We start from the raw sequence: 828 nt of genomic DNA, 5'->3' as shown, positions 1-828 counted from the left end.
GATGCATACGCTCAATCACGAGGGGGAGTATTTTTCCGTACGCGGGCCGTTAAATGTTGATCGTCCTCCGCAGGGGCGACCGGTGATTGTGCAGGCCGGCGCGTCTGAAGCTGGCAGGCAGGTGGCAGCGGAAACGGCAGAAGTCATCTTCACCTACCAGACGGATCTCGTCTCTGCCCGTCAGTTTTACCAGGATATGCAGTCCCGGGCGCAGGCTGCTGGCCGTCGTGATGCACTGAAAATCATCCCGGCGGCGTTCGTGGTGCTGGGGGAAACGCCACAAGAGGCGCAGGCGAAAAGAGCACTGCTCGACAGTCTGGTCGACGAGCAGAGCAGCCTTGCCACCTTATCCGTGGCGCTTGGGCATGATATTTCGCCGTACGATAAACATGGCCCGCTGCCCGCGATGCCGGAAAGTAATGCCAGCAAAAGCGGGCGTGAACGGGTGGTTCAACTGGCGCGGCGGGAGAATCTCAGCATCCTGGCGCTGGCGCGTCGCATTTGTGGTTATCAGGGGCTGGAAATGGTGGGCACGGCAACCCAGGTGGCCGATACCCTGCAGCACTGGCTGGAGAGCGGGGCGGCCGATGGATTTAACGTGATGTTCTCTCATTTTCCCGGCGGCGTAGAGGAGTTTGTCACCCAGGTGATTCCGGTGTTACAGCGCCGGGGGCTGTTGAGAGAGCAGTACACCGCGACCACCTTCCGGGGACATTTGGGGCTGAAAACACCGGGACGGGAGGATGCACAGCCGGGGGGATGAAGGGCGGAATAATGATGGCTGGCAGAGTGTCCATTGTGTCGAGTTTTGATTGACCGTCGGTCAGT

The 828-nt window shown here is 60.0% G+C and carries 1 protein-coding gene; it reads left to right on the top strand.

Features of this window, described 5'->3' with window-relative positions:
* Positions 1 to 763: LLM class flavin-dependent oxidoreductase (locus tag WH277_RS01570; RefSeq protein WP_339503980.1), on the top strand; the 763-nt coding region annotated here is incomplete at its 5' end.
* Positions 764 to 828: the final 65 nt, after the last annotated feature.

It is taken from the genome of Erwinia sp. MYb416 (assembly GCF_037479575.1).
Classification (GTDB): Bacteria; Pseudomonadota; Gammaproteobacteria; order Enterobacterales; family Enterobacteriaceae; genus Erwinia; species Erwinia rhapontici.
This window is presented reverse-complemented; position numbering and strand designations above follow the sequence as displayed.